Genomic DNA, 14,262 nt, shown 5'->3' on the forward strand with positions numbered 1-14,262 from the left:
GCGGGATCTTACGGTCCCGTGACATGCCGTCGCGGGTGGGCACCTCTCCGTGATCGCGCGCCTAGCGTGGTGGTCATGCGTGTACTTGTCACCGGCGGAGCCGGGTTCATCGGGTCGGAGATCGCCGGGGCCCTCGTCTCGCGCGGTCACGAAGTGGTCGTGTACGACGCGATGCTGCACTCCGCGCACGGCGGGGCCCTGCCCCGGCCGGTGCGGGACGGGGAGCGGCTGGTCGTCGGGGACGTGCGGGACCGGGAGAGCGTGGACGCGGTGCTCGGTGGGGTCGACGCCGTCTGTCATCAGGCCGCCATGGTCGGGCTCGGGAAGGACTTCGCCGACGCGCCCGCGTACGTGGGGTGCAACGACCTCGGCACTGCCGTGCTTCTCGCCGCCATGGCCGCCGCGGGCGTGCGGTCGCTGGTGCTCGCCGGGTCGATGGTCGTGTACGGCGAGGGGCGCTACGACTGCCCGCGCCACGGCGTGGTCCGGCCCGGACCGCGAGCGGCCGTCGATCTGGAGGCGGGGCGGTTCGAGCCCAACTGCCCGGCCTGTGGGGCGCAGTTGACACCCGGCCTGGTCGGCGAGGACGCGCCCACCGATCCCCGCAACGTGTACGCCACGACGAAGCTCACGCAGGAGCATCTGGCCTCCTCGTGGGCGCGCGCCACGGGCGGGCGCGCCGTGTCCCTGCGGTACCACAACGTCTACGGGCCGGGGATGCCCCGCGACACCCCGTACGCGGGCGTCGCCTCCTTCTTCCGGTCCGCGCTGGCGCGCGGCGAGGCGCCCCGTGTGTACGAGGACGGCGGCCAGCGGCGGGACTTCGTGCACGTACGGGACGTGGCCGCCGCCAACGTGGCCGCGCTCGACACCCTCGCCACGGCGGTCGCCCCCGGCTTCGCCGCGTACAACACCGGCAGCGGCGAGCCGCACACCATCGGCGAGATGGCCGCCGCCCTGGCGGCGGCGCACGGCGGGCCCGCGCCCGTCGTGACCGGGGAGTACCGCCTCGGGGACGTACGCCATGTCACCGCCGACTCACGGGCGTTGCGCGACGAGCTGGGCTGGAAGCCGGAGGTGGGGTTCGCCGAGGGCATGGCGGAGTTCGCGACGGCGCCGCTACGCGAGCCCGGAGGCGTAGTCCACGAGTCGCGCCTGTAGCGCCGGATAGGGCGTCCCCTCGGGGACGCTGCCGCCGCCCCGTACCGCTTCCGCGACGGCGACGGCCGCGTGGAGCGCGGCCCGGTACGGCAGGGATCCCGTACTCACACGGCGTACGCCCAGCTCCGCCAGTTCGGCGGGCGAGAGAGCGGGGATCGCGAGGACGTTGAGGGGTACGGGGACGGCCGCCGCCAGTTCGCGCAGCACGGCGGGGTCCGTGGCGCCGGGGACGAACACGCCGTCCGCGCCCGCCTCGACGTAGCGCGCGGCGCGTTCCAGCGTCGCGGCGACGGTGGCGTCCTGGCCGAGCCAGTACGTGTCGACGCGCGCGTTGACGAACACCTCCGGGCAACGCCGCTTCACCGCTGCGACCTTCGCGGCGTGCGCGGCGGGCTCGACGAGCGTCTCGGCGGTGCTGTCCTCGATGTTGACGCCCGCGACCGCCACCAGCGCGGAGACGTACGCGGCGACCTCGTCCGGGTCGTCCGAGTAACCGTCCTCGATGTCCACGCTGACATGCACCGGCAGCGGTGCCAGCGCGCGGGCCAGGGCAAGATTCGCGTCGCGCGTCGACCGGCCGCCGTCCGGGCGGCCGAGACCGGAGGCGACCCCGAAGCTGGTCGTGCCGACCGCCTCGAACCCGGCCTCGACGAAGGCGAGGGCCGAGGGGACGTCCCAGGCGTTGGGGAGGACCAGGGGCAGGTCGTGGTGGTGCAGGGCGCGGAAGCCGGCGCGGGAAGTTGAGCGAGTCATACGTGAACCGTACGGAGCGCAGGTCGCCCGGCGCCGTAAGCGGGAGGGCCGGGATCAGGCCGCCGCGGGGAGCGTCACCTCGAAGCAGCAGCCGCCCGTGACGTTACGGACCGCCGCCCGGCCTTCGTGGGCCTCCACGATGCCGCGCACGATCGCGAGTCCGAGGCCCGCCCCGGCCGGGGGCGTACGGGCGTCGCTGCCGCGCCAGCCAGTGTCGAACACCCGCGGCAGATCCTCCTCCGGGATCCCGCCGCAGCCGTCCGTCACCGAGAGCACCACCCCGCCCTCGGAGTGGCGCGCGGTGACGGCGACCGTGCCGTCGGCCGGGGTCCGGCGGATGGCGTTGACCAGCAGATTGCCGAGGACGCGGCTCATCTCCTTGCTGTCGACCTCCACCGGTACGGCGTCGATACGGTCTCCCACGAGCCGTACGCCCAGCTCGCGCGCCAGCGGGTCGGCGCCGGCCAGGGCGTCGCCGACCAGGTCGTACATGGAGATGCGGGTGGGGGTCAGGGTGAGTGATCCCGCGTGGATCCGGGAGAGTTCGAAGAGGTCGCCGACCATGCCGTTCATGCGCTCGACCTCGGTACGTATCTGCCGCAGGTATCGCGGGGAGTCGACGGCCATGCCGTCCTCCAGCGCCTCCGACATGGCGCGGAGCCCGGCGAGCGGCGTCCGCAGGTCGTGCGAGATCCACGCGACGAGTTCGCGCCGCGAGGTCTCCAGCGCGCGCTCACGCTCGCGCGAACTGTCCAGCTTGGCACTGGTGGCCGCCAACTCGCGCGTCAGCGCGGCCAGTTCGGCGGTCGCGGGTTCGACGGGCGCAGCGAAGACGCCGCCGTCGCCGAACGACCGTGCGGCCAGGGTCAGGTCCCTGCTGCGGGCGACCATCCACCGTCCGAGGAGGACGGCGGTGAGGAGGGAGACGACGGCGGCCATCGCGACGACCGTCGTGACGACGCTCAGGTCGTGCGGAGAGAGGAACATCGCCCAGGCGACGGCGAGCGTCCCGGCGAGCATGGCGGTCACGGCGACGGCGGCGACGACGGTCACGGACACGACGAGCGACCGGTGCCGGAGGAGGCGCAGTGTGAGGGCCCCGAGCAGCCCGGCGGCGGCGGCCCCGAGGAACGCGATGAGGGCGATGAGGAACATGTCGGTCATGGCCGGTCGGGTCCTTGGGGGTGGGGGTGGGGGTGGGGGTTCAGGTCGGGGCGGGGGTGGGTGTCGCCGTGGCCGGGCGGGGTGGGGGCGGCGCCGGTCCCGGCGGGCACGGTGGTAATCCCGGCGGGCGCGGTGCGGGGTTCGGCGGGCGCGGTGGTAGTCCCTGCGGGCGGGTTCGGCCGTCCATCGACGGTCGGCGACTGCACCTGGCCCGGCATCGTCGTCCACGTGGTGGGGGCGAGGCCGCCGGCGGCGGGCGCCTCCTTGGTGCCCGGCGTCGCAGGCCCGGTAGGCGCGTTCGGCGGGTCGTCGGCAACGCGCGCGGCCTCCGTACGCGAATCCTCCGCACCCGCACCCGCCCCCGCCCCCGCCAGGCGATACCCCACCCCCCACACCGTCTGGATCAACCTCGGCCGCGCCGGGTCGTGTTCGATCTTGGCGCGGAGGCGGCGGACATGGACCGTGACCGTCGACAGGTCGCCGAAGTCCCAGCCCCAGACCTCGCTCATCAGCTCCTCGCGCGAGAACGCCCGCCCCGGATGCCGCAGGAAGAACGCCAGCAGGTCGAACTCCCGCAGCGTGAGCGCCAGTTCGGCGCCGTCGCGGGTGGCGCGGCGGGCCGTCGGGTCCAGGGTGAGGGTGGCCGTGCGCAGCACGTTCTCGGCCGGCGACGAACCGAGCGGCACCGACTGCCGTGCCCGGCGCAGCACCGACTCCACGCGCAGCACCAACTCCCGTGGGCTGAACGGCTTGGTGACGTAGTCGTCCGCGCCCGTCTCCAGGCCCAGCACGCGGTCCTCCTCGTCCCCGCGCGCCGTCAGCATGATCACCGGCACCGGGCCGCCCTGTTGGCGCATCCGGCGGCAGACCTCGAAGCCGTCCATGCCGGGCAGCATCAGATCCAGTACGACCAGGTCCGGGCGCCGGCGCGCGAAGTGCGCGAGCGCGGACGGGCCGTCGGCCGCGCGGGCGACGTCGTGGCCGGCCCGGTCGAGGTAGCCGGCGACGACCTCGGCCACGGTCGGGTCGTCGTCCACCACGAGCACGTGCGCGGGACCGCCGCCTCCAGGGGGATTGCTCTGCATACGTCCACCTTCGCACTCCGCCGCCCGCGACGGTCCCGGCGAGCGCCCGGAACGGCCGGACGTCCCTGTTTCGTAAGGACCAGAAGTCCGTTATACGGCTTTATGGTCCGTAGGGTGAGCGCCGTGACCCACCTCACTGATCTCACCGCCGACGTCGTCCTGCCCTGCCTCGACGAGGCAGCCGCACTGCCCTGGGTGCTGGAACACATCCCGGTCGGCTGGCGCGCGATCGTCGTCGACAACGGCTCCACGGACGGCTCGGCGGACATCGCACGCGCGCTCGGCGCGACCGTCGTGCACGAACCGCGGCGCGGTTTCGGTGCCGCCTGCCACGCGGGCCTCCTCGCGGCCGACGCCGAGTACGTCTGTTTCTGCGACTGCGACGGTTCCCTCGACCCCGGCCTCCTCCCCGGCTTCGTACGCCAAGTCGCCGACGGGCAGACGGACTTGATGCTCGGACGCCGTCGCCCGCAGGGTCGCGGCGCCTGGCCCGCGCACGCCCGCGCCGGGAATCTCGCCCTCTCCCGGATGCTGCGCCGCCGTACCGGCGTGACGCTCCACGACCTCGGCCCCCTGCGCGCCGCACGCCGCGCGGACCTGCTGGCGCTCGGCCTCACCGACCGGCGCAGCGGCTACCCGCTGGAGATGGTCGTGCGCGCGGCCGACGCCGGGCTGACGGTCACCGAGACCGACGTGACCTACCGGCCGCGTACGGGAAAGTCCAAGGTCACCGGCACCTGGCGGGGCACCTGGCACGCCGTACGCGACATGCGCGCCGTACTGAGTCAGCCGCCCGCACAGCCCGCACGACACGCACCTGCGACCACCACCGCCAGCACCCCCGCGGAGGCGGCCAAGTGACGTCCCCCGCCACCACCCTCCTCGTCATCGCCAAGGAACCCCTTCCCGGCCGCGTCAAGACCCGCCTCACCCCGCCCTTCAGCCCCACCGAGGCCGCCCTCCTCGCCGAAGCCGCTCTCGCCGACACCCTGCGGACCGTCCTCGCCCTCCCCGCCCGCCGCCGCGTCCTCGTCCTCGAAGGCCGCCCGGGACCCTGGCTGCCGCCGGGCATCGACGTGGTGCCGCAGGGCGCGGGCGGTCTTGACGAGCGGATCGCCGCCGCCTTCGAGAGCTGTACGGGGCCGACGCTCCTCGTCGGCATGGACACCCCGCAGCTCACCCCCGCCCTGCTCGCCCCCGCGCTCGCCCCCGTCGGGCTCGGCGACCGCGACGCCTGGTTCGGGCCCGCCGACGACGGCGGCTTCTGGGCGCTCGGCCTCGCCGCGCCCGAGTCCGCGCCGCCGGACCTCATTCGCGGGGTGCCCATGTCCGTACCCGAGACCGGCGCCGTACAGCGTCGTCGTCTGGTCGACGCCGGGCTGACCGTGCGCGATCTCCCGCCCCTGCGCGACGTGGATTCGGCGGCCGACGCGGAGTACGTCGCGGCGCTCGCCCCGCACGGACAGTTCGCCGCCACCCTCCGCCGGCTGACCCCGGTGGGCGCCCGATGAGCGCGACGGAGACCACACAAGGCACCACCGCGGCCACCGACACCGACACCGACACCGCGCCCGCCGCCTGGAGCGACGACCCGTACGCCGACGCCCTCCGCGCCGGCCGCGGCCCGCTCTTCCTTCGCCGTACGGACGGCTGGCTGCTGCCCCTCGACGTCGAACGCTGGTGCGCACGCGCCGACGCCGCCGACCTCTCGGCCCTGCACCGTTGCGAGGGCGCCGTCCTGGACGTCGGCTGCGGCCCCGGCCGTCTCGTCGCCGCGCTCGCGGCCCGGGGCCGGCGGGCGCTCGGCATCGACGTCAGCGAGGCGGCCGTCGAACGTACGCTGCGCCTCGGCGGCACGGCCCTGCACCGCTCCGTCTTCGATCCCCTTCCCGGCGAGGGGCGTTGGGGCACCGTCCTGCTCGTCGACGGCAACATCGGCATCGGCGGCGACCCGGCCGGTCTGCTCCACCGGGCCGGCGGGCTGCTGACCCACGGCGGGCTGATCATCGCCGAGACCGCGCCCGTGGACGTCGACGAGCGCGTACGCGTACGGGTGGACGACGGGCGCCGCCCGCCACCGGGGGCGGCGGGTTCGCACTTCCCGTGGGCCCGGCTCGGCACCCCCGCCCTGCTCCGGTACGGGCGCGCCCTCGGCTGGCTGCCCGTGGATCAGTGGGAGGCGGCGGGCCGTCCCTTCGTGGCCCTGCGCCGCAACACCGCCCGCGTCGCCAGGCAGAGCGCCGAGCACGCGAACAGCGCGGCGGTCACCAGCAGCCAGCGCGCCAGGAACCCGTCGGACGACAGGGCGGCGTACGGCTCGTAACGCCTCACCCGCCCCGTGATCAGCGGGAACCACACCAGCAGGAGCAGCAAGGACAGGAAGGCCGGTACGCGTACGAAGTTGACGAGCCGGCGCCGGGGTCCCAGAGCGGCGGCCACCGCACGGTCGGCCGCCGTGTAGACCGGCAGCAGGACGAGGTCGTGCACGAGCGCGGCGCCGACGAACCACACCACGATCATGAACGTCTCGCCCGTCAGCAGCCGTACGCCCACGTAACCCGCGAACGCGAGCGTGGTGAGCAGCAGCACGATCTGGAACGGACTGCCCAGCAGGGCCCGGTACGCCTGACGGCGATTCACCGTACTCATCGGAGGCATCGGAGGCATCGGACTCATCAGACCGCTCCGAACGTCAGCTTGGTGACCCACTTCGTGTTGAGCACCCCGGGCGCGGCCGGGACGATGATCCGCGCCGGGAACCCGTGGTCGAGCGACAGATCCGCGCCATTGACCTGCAGGGCCAGCAGCGAGCGCCCGTCGCGCACCTGGTTGTCGCGCAGCGCGCCCGTCCGGAAACTGCCCCTGCGCTGGAGGGATTCCACGAACACCCCCGGTGGGCCGTCCGGATATCCCGCGAGCGCGGCGAGGTCCCGCAGACGTACGCCGCGCCAGGACTGGTTCGACGTCGACCAGCCCTCCACGCAGGCGATCGGCAGCTCGGAGGTGTGCTGGGCCATGGCGAGGAGCTGGGCGCGCGAGAGCATGACGTCCCCGGCTGGGCCGCTGAGGGTCAGCCGCCACCCGTCCGTCGTCTCGGCCGCCCTGACCCCGACGGACGCGGCGGTCTTATTGATCTGGAACCCGCTCGGGCCGCTGCCCGGATCCTCCCAGCCGTGCGGGGCGAGCAGCGCGGTACGCCGCAGCGGCCCGTCGAAGCTCCGGCCCGCCGTCGTGAGCAGCATGAACAGCGAACCCGCCCCGACGACGGCGAAGGCACCGCGCCGCGAGACGGTCGGCGCGGCGGGCCTCGGCGACGCCAGGTCGTCGTCGGCGGGACCACCGGGAGCCCGGTACGCGCCCGGCTCCCCGCCCGGCGGGGGCCCCGGCCGCCCCGCCCTTCCCCCCGCCCTTCCCCCCGACCGCAACTCACCGCTGCGGATCGCCGCCAGCGCCTTCGGCATCTTCAGCGCGGCATGCGCCACGAACCCCGCGAAGAACACCCACGCGCCGTAGAAGTGCAGCGGATAGAAGGAGCCCGGGAAGAGATAGTCCAGCTGGATGTTGAGCACCCCGGTGATCAGCTCGAACAGCACACCGCCCACCAGCAGCAGCAGCGAGATCCGCTCCAGCGCGTGCGCCACCGACTTCACCGGCGGCAGCGCGAAGAACCTCGGGATCACCGACCAGAGCTTCGCCAGCACCACCGGGATCAGCGCGATGCCCACCGTGACGTGGAATCCCTGCGTGAGGCGGTAGAGCCAGTACGGGTGAGTCGGCCAGTCGAAGAGGTAGAAGCCCAGCCACCCCCGGTCCGGCGTCTTGTCGTTGACGGACGCGAGATCCGGGTTGTACGCCGCGTACGACAGCAGGCCCGTCACGAACACCAGCGTGAGCCCGACCAGCAGGACGAGCCCGAGTACCGCGGTGAACCGGACGCCACGCACCGGGCTGCGCCAGAAGCCGGGATCCGTCGGAAGCGTGGGCAGCGTCGGCAGCGCGGGCAACTTCGACGGTTTGGAGAGGGACGGGCGGTGATCCATGCGGCGACCGTAAGCCCGCGCACCCGCCCGGGAGGTGGTACGACTTCTGACGAAATGGTGACGTGGCCCCGCCACACCGCCGGAACCCGGCGCCCGCTGCATAACGTGCCGGGGTGAAGACCGACGAACGCGGACACCTGCCGGCGGACACCCTTCCCCGCGAAGGCACTCCCCGCCCACCCCACCGCCGGGATCTCGTCGCCGCCGCGGTCGGCGTCGCCCTCGTCACGGCAGCCTCACTCGTGGGCTGGGCGATCCAGCGCGCCGACGGCAGCCTCCAGGTCAACTGGCCACCCCTGCTGGGCACGTGGGATCCCCGCCTCGGTCCCGGCACCCCAGCCGCGCTCGCCGTCGCCGTCCTGATCGTCGCGTACGGCCCCGGCCTCGCCGCCCGGCTGCCGTGGCGCGCGCTGCTCCTCACCACCTGGGCCGCCGCGCTGGCCTGGACGTTCTCGCTGGCGCTCGTCGACGGCTGGCGCACGGGCGTGGCGCGCCGGCTCACCACCAAGCACGAGTACCTCAGCGTCATCGACCGCTTCACCGACATCGGCACGACGCTGCGCGGCTTCGCCGACCACATCGTGATCGGCGAACCCGGCAACTGGCCCGCCCACGTCGCGGGCCATCCGCCGGGCGCCACCCTCACCTTCGTCTGGCTCGACCGGATCGGCCTCGGCGGCGGCTCGTGGGCGGGGGTCTGGTGCATCGTCGTCGGCGGCTCGGCCGTGGTCGCCGTACTCGTCACGCTCCGCGCCCTCACGGACGAGCCGACGGCGCGCCGCGCGGCACCCTTCCTGGCGCTGGCCCCGGCCGCCGTCTGGATGGGCACGTCGGCGGACGGCTACTTCGCGGGCGTCGCCGCCTGGTCGCTCGCCCTGCTCGCGCTCGCCGCGACCCGTACGACGCGCCTGCCCGCCGTGGCGGCATTGGGTGCCGGGCTGCTGTACGGGTTCACCTGCTACCTCTCGTACGGCCTGACGCTCATGGCGCTCCCCGGCCTCGGCGTCCTCGCCCTGGCCCGCACCGCGCGCCCGCTGCCCCTGGTGCTCGTCGGGGCGTCGGTGGTGCCGGTGGCGTTCACGCTCGCGGGGTTCAACTGGTGGGAGGCGTACCAGGAGTTGGTCGTGCGCTACTACCAGGGCGCGGGCGGGGTGCGCCCGTACGCGTACTGGATCTGGGGGAACCTCGCCGCCACGACCCTGGCCGTCGGCCTCGCGACGGTGGCGGGCCTCGGCCGGGTCCTGACGCTGGCGCCCCGCGCCGTACGGGAGCTGCGCCCGGGCCGCGACCACACCCCCGGAACTCCCGCGCTCCGCCTCGCCGTTCTCGTCCTGGCGGCGCTGCTCGCGATCCTCGCGGCCGATCTGTCCGGGATGAGCAAGGCGGAGACGGAGCGCATCTGGCTGCCGTTCATGCTGTGGCTGATCCCCGCCACCGCCCTGCTGCCCGGCCGGCGGCGGGGGTGGCTGGCCGGGCAGGCGGTCGTCGCGCTGCTGGTCAACCACCTTGTCTTCACCGGCTGGTGATGGGACGTCAGGCAGACACTGTCAGGTGGTGGTCGTCGTCACCGTCGTCACCACGATGATCGCCATCAGCGCGTCCTCCGCCGCCTTGACCACCTGGCGTACTGCCGGGGCCGCCCACTCGCCGTGCGCGATCTTCTCCATGTTCGCCTTGGCGGTCTTCAACTCGGGCTTTTTGTAAAGCAGTCCATGCAGTTTCGCCCCGTGCAGCAGGGCCACCAGACCGGCTGTGCGCTCGTCGGCGGTCGCCCCTCGCATCACCACCTCGTCGAGCCGCTGCCGCAGCGCGGTCTCGACCGAGCCGTCGGCCTCCGGGTAGCGGGTCACGGGGAAGAGGCCGAGCACCTTCTTCTTCTCCTCCCGGACCAGGCCCTTCGCCACCAGGTTCTTGGTCGTCCCGGCCACCGCGCCCCGCTTCAGGTGCTCGATCCACCCTTTCGTCTTGCGCGGCTTGGACTTGTTCCAGCCGGCGATGTCGGCCAGTGCCGCGTCGAGGGTGGGATCGCCCAGCGGCGTCGTGTCACGGACGGTGACGTGGTCGCCGTCCACCTCGACCCGGCCCGCCAGCGCCAGCTCGACCAGGGACGCGGCGGCGATGGCGAAGGCGACGTTCGTCGACTCCTTCTCGGACCCGGACTCGTCGTCCAGTGACAGGAGCAGCAACTGCTCGCCCAAGGTGGTCTCGGCGGGTCCGCTCTTCGGCGCATTCGTGGGGAAGTCCATGACGCTCGTCTCTCCTGGAACTGTGGGGGTATTCGCACGTCTTCCCTCTGGGGACGCACGGGGAACGCGAACGGCTCCCACACGGCTCCTGAGTCGATATTGGTCTGGTTTTTCACTCGCTGATCGGACCGGTACACCATGCCGATCAGCGCCTAGCGTGAAGGGAGAAACGCGGACACGAACACGAACACGAACGTGAACACGAGGAGTGTGGACATGCGACGACGCCGTATCGGCGGGCCGTCCGGGCCCCTGGCCAGTGCGCTGTGTCTGGGCGCGCTGCCCTTCGGCAGCAGCGTGGACGAGAAGACGTCCTTCGCGATCCTCGACCGGTTCGTCGAGGCCGGCGGCAATCTGATCGACACCGCCAACAACTACGTCTTCTGGGTCCCCGGCGCCACCGGCGGCGAGAGCGAGACCACGGTCGGCCGCTGGCTGGCGAGCCGGGGTGTCCGGGACGAGGTGCTGATCTCGACCAAGGCCGGGGCCCGCCCCACCGTCCCCGGCACCGGCCTGGAGACGGCCGAAGGACTGTCGGCCGGTGCGATCGGCAAAGCCGCCGCCGACAGCCTGCGGCGCCTGGGCACCGACCGGATCGACCTCTACTGGACACACATCGAGGACCGGACCGTACCGCTGGCCGAGACCCTCGGCGCGCTGGACGAGCTGGTGACGGGCGGCCTGGCCGGCCTCATCGGCTGCTCCAACCACACCGCGTGGCGCACCGCGCGGGCGCGTGACATCTCGCACGCCAACGGCTGGGCGGCGTACACCTGCGTACAGCAGCGCCAGTCCTACCTCCAGCCGCGCTTCGACACCGGCCTGCCGGAGTCCGGGCATGTGCATGTGACGCCGGAGCTGCTGGACTACGTGCGCAGCGAGCCCGAACTGACGCTCATGGCCTACTCGTCGCTGCTCTCGGGCGGGTACACGCGGGCGGACAAGCCGCTGCCCGCCGCGTACGACCATCCCGGCACCCCGGCGCGGCTCGCCGTGCTGCGCGAGGTCGCGGACGAGCTGGGCGCGAGTCCCAACCAGGTGGTGCTGTCCTGGCTGATGGGGGCGGATCCGGCGGTGCTGCCGATCGTGGGGGTCAGTTCGTTGGAGCAACTGGACGAGGTGCTGGGCGCGTTGGAGGTGGAGCTGCCGGCGGAGATACGGGCGCGGCTGGACACGGCGGGCGACCCGGCGCCGTGACGAGGCTGATCAGTGGGCCGGACCCGCCGGACCCGCCGGACCGACCCGGCCAACCGGACCCGCCGGGCCGCCCGCCTCGCGGATCGCGTCGGCCAGCCGCCGTACGGCTTCGGGCAGCGACGGGTCGGCGAGGTTGCCGTACCCGATGACCAGAGCGCCGCCGCCCGGGGTCGCGACCCCTCCCGCCGTGTACTCCGCCAGATCCGCCAGCCGCACCTCGCGCCGAGCCGCGCCACGGACCACGTCCCCGGCCACGCACCCCGTGAGATGCAGCAGCAGATGGAATCCGGCGGCGGCCCCCGACACCCGGTGCTCCGGCAGCCGTTCGGCGATCTCCGTAAGGAGGCTGTCGCGGCGCCGTCGGTAGCGGAGCCGGGAGGCGCGCAGATGCCGGTCGTACGCCCCCGACTCCAGGAAGCGGGAGAACGCCGCCTGGTCGATCACGGGCGGCGGCGACCCGACGGCGTCCGCCGCGTACAGCCCGTCGAGCAGCCCCGTCACACCCGGCGGCACGACCGTCCAGCCGATACGCAGGGCGGGTGACAGCGTCTTGCTGAGCGAGCCCAGCAGGGCGACCCGTTCCGGGGCCATGCCCTGGAGCGTGCCGACGGGGTGGCGGTCGTAGCGGAACTCGGCGTCGTAGTCGTCCTCCATGATCAGGCCGTCCGTCTCCCGTGCCCAGGCGATGAGTTCGGCCCGGCGGGGCGGGCTGAGGACGACACCGGTGGGGAACTGGTGCGCGGGCGCCACGATCACCGCCCGTACGTGCGGCTCGCGGCGCAGCAGGTCGACGCGCAGGCCGTCGTCGTCCACGGGGGTGGCGACGACGGTCAGCCCGGCGGCCGTGACGGCGGTACGGAGCCGGGACCAGCCCGGGTCCTCCAGGGCCACGTGGGTGTGCCCGGCCGCGCGCAGGGCGCGGCTCAGCCGGAGCACACCGTCCAGCGTGCCGCCGCACACGACGAGCTGTCCGGCGTCGAGTGCGGCGCCCCGGCCGCGTACGAGATAGGCGGCGATCCGCTCCCGCAGCGCGTGGTGGCCGGCGGGGTCGGGATAGCCGAAGTCGGTGGGGGTGAGCGTGCCGGTCGCGTCCCGTACGGCGTCGGCCCACCGTTTCCGGGGGAACTCACGGAGGTCGGGCATGCCGGGCAGCATGTCGAACTCCGGTTTCCAGAGGGCCTGTTGGGCTCGCCGCTCGTACGAGGGCGCCCGCCCGGCCGTCTCCGTACGCACCCGGGTCGCCGATCCACCGCGCGCCTCGAAGTACCCCTCGGCGACGAGCTGCGCGTACGCCTCGGTCACCACCCAGCGGGAGCAGCCGAGGTCGGCGGCGAGCGACCGGCTGGGCGGCAGAGCGCTGCCGGGAGCGATACGGCCGTCCACGACGGCCGCCCGGAGGGCCCGGACGAGCCGCAGGTGCAGGGGGCCTGCGGCCCGTTCGCCCAGGTCGAGGAGGGTGCCCCAGGCGGGGTCGGTGCGGGGGTGCGGCATCCAGCGATGGTACGTACGTGGCAGGTACGGGCCCGGTGACTGGACCGTAATGTCCGGCAGTTGTCGCCCCACCCCGCTAAGTTAGGTTCTCCTTAGTTACGTCCGGGCCGACTCCGGGCGGCTGTCAGGGAGGCTTTCCCACCGTGTCCACACACCTCACCCGCCGTCTCGGCGTCGCCGCCACGGTCACCGCGCTCGCCGTCTCGCTCTCCGCGTGCGGCGGGAGTGACAGCGACGAGCCCTCGGACAAGGCCGGTTCGGGAGCGACGCACGCCGTGAAGACCGCCATGGGCGAGGTGAAGGTCCCGGACGACCCCGAGCGCGTCGTCGTGCTCGACACGGACGCGCTCGACTCCGCGATCACGCTCGGGGTCACGCCGGTCGGCGCCACGACGGCCGTCGCGGACGCGCCGTTCTCCACGTACCTCCCGGCGGACAAGCTAAAGGGCATCAAGCCGGTCGGCCTGATCGCCGAGCCGAACCTCGAAGCCATCGCCGCCCTCAAGCCGGACCTGATCCTGAGCAGCAAGGTCCGCGACGAGAAGAACTACCAGCCGCTGTCGGAGATCGCCCCGACCGTCTTCTCCGACACCACGGGCCCCAACTGGCGTGAGAACTTCGAGCTGCACGCCGACGCCCTCGGCAAGGCGGCGGAGGCGAAGACGATCGCCACCGGCTACGACACCCGCGTGAAGTCGCTGACCACGGCTCTCGGCGGCCCGGAGGCGGCGCGGAAGACCACGTTCGGCTTCGTCCGCTTCGTGGAGGGCGCCGACACGCGCCTCTACCTCAACGACACGTTCGTCGGCTCGATCTTCGGCGACCTCGGCGTGGGCCGCCCGGCCAACCAGGACAAGGACGGCTTCTCGCTCGACGTCAGCCCGGAGAAGATCGACCAGGCCGACGCGGACGTCATCTTCTACTCCACCTACGGCGACGCGAAGAAGGCCAAGGAGACCGACATCATCGGCGGCCCGCTCTGGAAGAACCTGGCCGCGGTGAAGGAGAAGGCGGCGTTCAAGGTCGACGACAACCTGTGGATGCTGGGCATCGGTTACACGGGCGCGGGCCAGGTGCTGGACGAGATCGAGAAGAACTACGGCGGCGCCACGAGCTAGGGACTGT

At 73.2% G+C, this 14,262-nt stretch carries 12 protein-coding genes and 1 pseudogene; 7 read left to right on the forward strand and 6 right to left on the reverse strand.

Annotated elements, in window-relative coordinates; all coding sequences use genetic code 11:
• Window positions 1–75: 75 nt before the first annotated feature.
• The gene (locus ACFT9I_RS20525) at window positions 76–1,161 is read left to right on the forward strand and encodes an NAD-dependent epimerase/dehydratase family protein (RefSeq protein ID WP_382566110.1); all 1,086 of its coding nucleotides are present in this window, start codon (window positions 76–78) and stop codon (window positions 1,159–1,161) included.
• Here ACFT9I_RS20525 and ACFT9I_RS20530 read toward each other — a convergent pair.
• The 3 genes and pseudogenes from ACFT9I_RS20530 to ACFT9I_RS20540 form a co-directional block, all read right to left on the reverse strand.
• Window positions 1,120–1,914, reverse strand: coding sequence for an isocitrate lyase/phosphoenolpyruvate mutase family protein (locus tag ACFT9I_RS20530; protein WP_382566111.1), 795 nt, complete (start codon window positions 1,912–1,914; stop codon window positions 1,120–1,122). The genes ACFT9I_RS20525 and ACFT9I_RS20530 overlap by 42 nt on opposite strands.
• Window positions 1,915–1,968: 54 nt before the next feature.
• Window positions 1,969–3,078, reverse strand: a complete 1,110-nt coding sequence (locus tag ACFT9I_RS20535; protein WP_382566113.1) for a sensor histidine kinase — start codon at window positions 3,076–3,078, stop codon at window positions 1,969–1,971.
• Between the two features lie 358 nt (window positions 3,079–3,436).
• Window positions 3,437–4,163: pseudogene (locus ACFT9I_RS20540) on the reverse strand (response regulator transcription factor); the annotation flags it as partial.
• A gap of 123 nt (window positions 4,164–4,286) precedes the next feature.
• On the opposite strand from ACFT9I_RS20540, the gene ACFT9I_RS20545 reads away from it, so the two are divergent.
• The 3 genes from ACFT9I_RS20545 to ACFT9I_RS20555 are packed head-to-tail and all read left to right on the forward strand — an operon-like array spanning window position 4,287 to window position 6,486.
• Complete coding sequence (locus ACFT9I_RS20545; RefSeq protein ID WP_382566114.1) at window positions 4,287–5,024, forward strand: glycosyltransferase family 2 protein; 738 nt, start codon at window positions 4,287–4,289, stop codon at window positions 5,022–5,024.
• Window positions 5,021–5,674 carry a DUF2064 domain-containing protein gene (locus ACFT9I_RS20550; protein ID WP_382566116.1) on the forward strand — a complete coding sequence of 218 codons (654 nt, stop codon included), beginning with the start codon at window positions 5,021–5,023 and terminating at the stop codon, window positions 5,672–5,674. Before ACFT9I_RS20545 ends, ACFT9I_RS20550 begins: the two co-directional genes overlap by 4 nt.
• The gene (locus ACFT9I_RS20555; protein WP_382566119.1) at window positions 5,671–6,486 is read left to right on the forward strand and encodes a methyltransferase domain-containing protein; all 816 of its coding nucleotides are present in this window, start codon (window positions 5,671–5,673) and stop codon (window positions 6,484–6,486) included. The genes ACFT9I_RS20550 and ACFT9I_RS20555 overlap by 4 nt, the downstream gene beginning before the upstream one ends.
• Before the next feature lie 352 nt (window positions 6,487–6,838).
• Here ACFT9I_RS20555 and ACFT9I_RS20560 read toward each other — a convergent pair whose 3' ends face one another.
• On the reverse strand, window positions 6,839–8,203 hold the full coding sequence (locus ACFT9I_RS20560) for a molybdopterin-dependent oxidoreductase (RefSeq protein ID WP_382566121.1): 1,365 nt from the start codon (window positions 8,201–8,203) through the stop codon (window positions 6,839–6,841).
• A 113-nt stretch (window positions 8,204–8,316) separates the two neighbouring features.
• On the opposite strand from ACFT9I_RS20560, the gene ACFT9I_RS20565 reads away from it, so the two are divergent.
• Window positions 8,317–9,729, forward strand: coding sequence for a hypothetical protein (locus ACFT9I_RS20565; RefSeq protein ID WP_382566122.1), 1,413 nt, complete (start codon window positions 8,317–8,319; stop codon window positions 9,727–9,729).
• Between the two features lie 21 nt (window positions 9,730–9,750).
• Here ACFT9I_RS20565 and ACFT9I_RS20570 read toward each other — a convergent pair whose 3' ends face one another.
• The gene (locus ACFT9I_RS20570) at window positions 9,751–10,449 is read right to left on the reverse strand and encodes a GPP34 family phosphoprotein (RefSeq protein WP_382566124.1); all 699 of its coding nucleotides are present in this window, start codon (window positions 10,447–10,449) and stop codon (window positions 9,751–9,753) included.
• Between the two features lie 216 nt (window positions 10,450–10,665).
• Between ACFT9I_RS20570 and ACFT9I_RS20575 the strand changes: the two genes are divergently transcribed.
• On the forward strand, window positions 10,666–11,646 hold the full coding sequence (locus tag ACFT9I_RS20575; RefSeq protein WP_382566126.1) for an aldo/keto reductase: 981 nt from the start codon (window positions 10,666–10,668) through the stop codon (window positions 11,644–11,646).
• 9 nt (window positions 11,647–11,655) lie between these two features.
• On the opposite strand, the gene ACFT9I_RS20580 is transcribed toward ACFT9I_RS20575, so the two are convergent.
• A complete protein-coding gene (locus ACFT9I_RS20580) occupies window positions 11,656–13,137 on the reverse strand; it encodes a PLP-dependent aminotransferase family protein (protein ID WP_382566129.1) in 1,482 nt (493 codons plus the stop codon).
• Window positions 13,138–13,280: 143 nt separating this feature from the next.
• On the opposite strand from ACFT9I_RS20580, the gene ACFT9I_RS20585 reads away from it, so the two are divergent.
• Window positions 13,281–14,255: an ABC transporter substrate-binding protein gene (locus ACFT9I_RS20585; protein ID WP_382566131.1), complete on the forward strand. Its 975-nt coding sequence runs from the start codon at window positions 13,281–13,283 to the stop codon at window positions 14,253–14,255.
• Window positions 14,256–14,262 lie beyond the last annotated feature (7 nt).

The organism is Streptomyces sp. NPDC057137 (assembly GCF_042670825.1).
GTDB lineage: Bacteria > Actinomycetota > Actinomycetes > Streptomycetales > Streptomycetaceae > Streptomyces.

Bases quoted from the DNA above. Each gene is read 5' to 3' on its own strand.
- ACFT9I_RS20575 (WP_382566126.1), top strand. From the start codon at position 10,666: ATGCGACGACGCCGTATCGGCGGGCCGTCCGGGCCCCTGGCCAGTGCG.
- ACFT9I_RS20525 (WP_382566110.1), top strand. From the start codon at position 76: ATGCGTGTACTTGTCACCGGCGGAGCCGGGTTCATCGGGTCGGAGATC.
- ACFT9I_RS20580 (WP_382566129.1), bottom strand. From the start codon at position 13,137: ATGCCGCACCCCCGCACCGACCCCGCCTGGGGCACCCTCCTCGACCTG.
- ACFT9I_RS20570 (WP_382566124.1), bottom strand. From the start codon at position 10,449: ATGGACTTCCCCACGAATGCGCCGAAGAGCGGACCCGCCGAGACCACC.
- ACFT9I_RS20555 (WP_382566119.1), top strand. From the start codon at position 5,671: ATGAGCGCGACGGAGACCACACAAGGCACCACCGCGGCCACCGACACC.
- ACFT9I_RS20560 (WP_382566121.1), bottom strand. From the start codon at position 8,203: ATGGATCACCGCCCGTCCCTCTCCAAACCGTCGAAGTTGCCCGCGCTG.
- ACFT9I_RS20530 (WP_382566111.1), bottom strand. From the start codon at position 1,914: ATGACTCGCTCAACTTCCCGCGCCGGCTTCCGCGCCCTGCACCACCAC.
- ACFT9I_RS20535 (WP_382566113.1), bottom strand. From the start codon at position 3,078: ATGACCGACATGTTCCTCATCGCCCTCATCGCGTTCCTCGGGGCCGCC.